General features: G+C 33.6%; 2 protein-coding genes. One reads left to right on the top strand and one right to left on the bottom strand.

Annotated features, from left to right (window positions below; all coding sequences use genetic code 11):
• Window positions 1–175, top strand: a 175-nt coding sequence (locus tag IC220_RS06250) for a transposase (protein WP_188152743.1), incomplete at its 5' end; no start/stop codon positions are given.
• Here IC220_RS06250 and IC220_RS06245 read toward each other — a convergent pair.
• Window positions 168–4220 (bottom strand): ankyrin repeat domain-containing protein, encoded by a 4053-nt coding sequence (locus IC220_RS06245; protein WP_188153623.1) that lies wholly within the window; start codon window positions 4218–4220, stop codon window positions 168–170. The two genes, IC220_RS06250 and IC220_RS06245, sit on opposite strands and share 8 nt — an antisense overlap.
• Between the last annotated feature and the right edge of the window lie 180 nt (window positions 4221–4400).

The raw sequence follows: 4400 nt of genomic DNA, 5'->3' as shown, positions 1-4400 counted from the left end.
TCCCGAAGCTGAAGGATTTCAGGTTATTCCAAAACGTTGGATAGTTGAAAGAACCTTTGCTTGGCTCTCCAATTTTAGGCGCATGAGCAAAGATTACGAACATTCTCCTCTTACCTCAAAAACCAATATTTTCTTTAATATGATTACCGTTATGCTTAATAAATTAGCTACTTAAATGATTTCAAGACATCTTCTAAGTCAATCGTATCTATTGAACTCTCTTCATCAATATCATGAATAATAACCTCTGGAAGTTTATCAGCCTCAGAGTCAATTACATATACATTTTCGCCACCATTTCCCACTAAATGACTTTTATGCTGTGGATTATTATGTATTACCTCATAGTTTCCACTTCCTATTACAACTGTCTCATTACTTAGAAGTGATTGTATAAAGAATGACATCTTACTTAGTCGATTTGCTATAGGTAAATAATTCCTGATAATTTCTTCAGCAGATTCATTACTATTTTGTAGCATATACAAGTTATCTTTACTCCCTATTCTTATTTCACCATTATTCCCGAGCATGTATAAAGGATTTTCTGGGTAGGAGATAGTTATATTAAACTCTTTATCAGATTTGATAAAATTGAACTTTACTTCATGTTCAGTCCTGTTAAAAACATTTACATATTTCACATCGATACTTTTTATATCAACTGGTTCATATGCAAACCAAAACTTATTGTTTACATCAAACCTTTCAGGCCCATAAATAAAACTAAGCTCTGCACTCCCTCTATTGTTTAATGGTACTACATAATCAAAGCTTCCTTTTAATGCTCGATTGTATACTACAGTATTAGACCTTACTATTATTTGCATCTGATAATTACAGCTATCATCCATTATGTTTATTCTATCTTTAATTTCTTTATTACCACTCTGACCATCTATCAGTTTTACATTATTATTACAACCATCACATGAAACTGTTATTGTCTCTGCCTTATCTTTTCTTCCTATAATTTTATTCATCTCACAAATTTTTAACCAGTTACTACGGGAAAAGTCTGCTATTTCTCCTATATCTAATTGAATATTTAATGGTTCTTCCTTAAAAGCAAATGATGTAATATCTAAGGTATTAACTCCTCCTTCCCCAGATAAATACCCATTAACAAAATCTGCCTGTAAAACAAATATATCATCTTTATTTCCTCCATAATATTCTTTAGATCCATTATTTACAACAAAGATATTTGGGCTGTTTAAAAACCCTTTTGCATAATCTTTACCTTCTTCTAAGCTGATTAGAGTATGACTTCCTGTTTTATTCGCAGATAAACCAATTGCATTTTTACATAAATATGACCCATAACTTGGAGCAGGTTCATAATTTCCTTGTGGCACACAAAATACCTGACCTTCATCTGGATTATCTGGTCTTACTCTACTCCATTTTATATCGGTTCTTTTTCTATCGAGTAGTACTGTACTATCTAGATCTACTTTCTGACCAATAGGAAAAACATAGCTTTGAATATCACTATGTTGTTTTAAATACTCAAATCCTTGCTTAACTAATTGGTTATAAAGTTGTTTTTCCTCCATTAATTCTTTTATATATTGTTCAGGTTGCATACCTATAAATGCACGTAAATCTTCAACAAACCTCTCTTTTCCAGTTAGATGAATAAGTTGATCAATTTTATCAACCCTCTTTACTGCCATGTAAACATCAGTTCCAACAAATACTACCGCTCCAATTACAGCCCCAATAGGTCCAGTAACACTTGATACTCCTTCTAATACCTCAAAAGCTTCAGCAATTTCTATACCAATTTCTGCAGAATCAACTCCCAGGTAAATGCTGTCTCCTACTACACCAACAAGTGCTTCTTTCGTACCATTTTTAAATGCTTTTACCTGGTTTACTAGATCATAGATAATAAAAGCAGAAGTTCCACGAGCAAGAAAAGGAGACGCTGCTCTTAAAGATTTACCAAGTAACAACCTTCCTTCTGAAGCCAGTTTAAGCCCCTTAAAAGATGCAGCTTCAGCAACTTTAGCAAATCCTTGACCACCGGCAATAAAGCCTAGATTAATTGCAACACCTTCATAATCATAATTAAGAAAAGAAGCTAGAGTTGCCTTGCCCATCATTCCATGCATAGTGATACCAGAAACCATTCCTACTTTATTTAAATGATTCATGAATTTTTGATTACTAATAAGCTTATTAACCAAACTTTGAGATTGACCTGTAACCTTAACCTCATCTGCCAGCTGAATTAGCTGATCACGTTTTTCCTGTGGCAGATCTTTAACGTAGCTTATAAACTTTTCACTATCTATTTCAATATTGCTTAAACTTCTTTTTTCATCTTTTTCTACATTAAACTCATCCACATCTTCCCACGTGAATAAACATTCATTTTCAGCTTCTCTTTTCTTCCTATGACTTGTGCTTGGTAGGCATTCCTTAGCTGAAATCTCACCTTCTTGATGTGTAGCTTCTTCCTGCTGATTAGGAAATCGAGCAACTTTTAATTTGTTCAGAAGAAAGTCTGCAATATCTCTTCTTTGCTTATTAACACTAGCAACTTGTAGAAGTGTTTTATTATCAGTGTTTCTAGCATTCAAAATCGCTTTAAGCCCATCATTCTGGTTTTTTTCTTGTAATAGAGAACGAACTTCATCCTCTTTTTCATCTTGAACAGCTTGAAATAGTTTATCGATAATGTTAAGTAACTTCCCAACTTCGGATTGGGGTTCTGCTACCTGCAATGGAGTATCTCCTACGCTATTTTTAATATTAACAACAGCACCATTTTCTAGTAACAATTTCACAACATGTAAATTACCTTTCTCAGCAGCAAGGTGTAGTGCCGTGGTACCTTTAATAGTCGTTTGAGCATTGATAAAATCATTGAATTTTATAACGTTAAGTTTGCTAGCATGTTGTAATAAAATTTTAACAATTCCATCATTACCCTTAGAAACAGCTATGTGTAGTGGTGTGTTACCTTTATCAGTAGTCTTAGCATTAACATCAGCCTTGTTATTCAATAAAACACCAACAACCTCATTGCGATTATTTTGAACTGCATAGTGTAATGATGTCCAACCATCCTTGTCTTTAGCGTTAACAACTACACCTTTTTTTATATAATCTTCAACATTTTGTGGATCGCCTTCTTTTACTTGAATAAATAGATTATCAATCAAACTCAGTAATTTCTTAATATCATCGGATTTTGCTAGATACAGCGGTGACCTACCTTTTGAATCTTTTACATTATAATGTGCTCCTTTTTCTAAGAGTAATTGTACAATTCCTGAGTGACCATTTTTTGCTGCATAGTGTAATGGTGTCCAATCATCAGTAGCCTTAGCATTAAAATCAGCACCTTTATCCAATAAAGCCTTCACAACATCTAAATGACCATTTTCTGCTGCAGAGTGTAATGGTGTAAAATCATCCTTGTTTTTAGCATTAAAATCAGCACCTTTATCCAATAAAGCCTTCACAACATCTAAATGACCATTTTGTGCTGCTACGTGTAATGATGTCCAACCATCCTTAGCCTTAGCATTAAAATCAGCACCTTTATCCAATAAAGCCTTCACAACATCTAAATAACCATTTAGAGTTGCAGAGTGTAATGGTGTTAAACCTTTATCAATAGTCTTAGCATTAAAATCAGCACCTTTATCCAACAAAGCATTAACAACATCTAAATGACCATTTTGTGCTGCTACGTGTAATGGTGTTAAACCTTTATCAGTAGTCTTAGCATTAATCTCAGCATTGTTATTCAATAAAATCTCAACCACCTCCTTGTGACCATTTTCTGCTGCATAATGTAATAGAGTTTTCTCTTGATAACCAAAGTAATTATTAATGTCTATAATTCCTTCTCCTATATACCAAGTGAGAACTTTTTGACTGCCAGACAAAGCAGCTATATGTAGTGGCTTTCTACCTTGAACATCCTCCCCATCAATACTTAAGTTTTGCTCAAGAAAAAATTTTACAGTCTCTACATTATTACCTTTGGCAGCATAATGTAAACCACTCCATTCATTAATGCTTCTAGATCTTACATCTGCTCCTTTCCTTATATATTCTTTAATTTTTTCTACGTTATCTCCTTTTTCTGCAGCAGCAAACATTTCTTGTTGAACGATGACGAAATCTAAACTTTTTTCATAGTGGTCTTGTAAATACTGAAAATTCAGTATAGTTGAAACACTAGGTAGTGTAGACATTCAAAAAGAAAGGAGTTATAATAACAATTTTTGAGAGAAGCTAAGGATGTTATACGACTTAAAAGATAAGCAATGGGAAAGGATAAAGGAGAGTTTACCCGGAAAGAAAGGGGATAGTGGAAGGAGTGCAAAGGACAACAGAAAGTTCATAGCAGCAGTGATGTGGATAGGGCGAACAGG

It is taken from the genome of Wolbachia endosymbiont of Pentalonia nigronervosa (genome assembly GCF_014534705.1).
Taxonomy (GTDB): Bacteria; Pseudomonadota; Alphaproteobacteria; order Rickettsiales; family Anaplasmataceae; genus Wolbachia.
Note: the sequence above shows the minus strand (reverse complement) of the source record. Positions and strands in the feature narration are given on the sequence as shown.

What these genes read in the sequence shown, in the direction of transcription:
- IC220_RS06245 (WP_188153623.1), bottom strand. Translation starts at nt 4,220, where the DNA reads ATGTCTACACTACCTAGTGTTTCAACTATACTGAATTTTCAGTATTTA.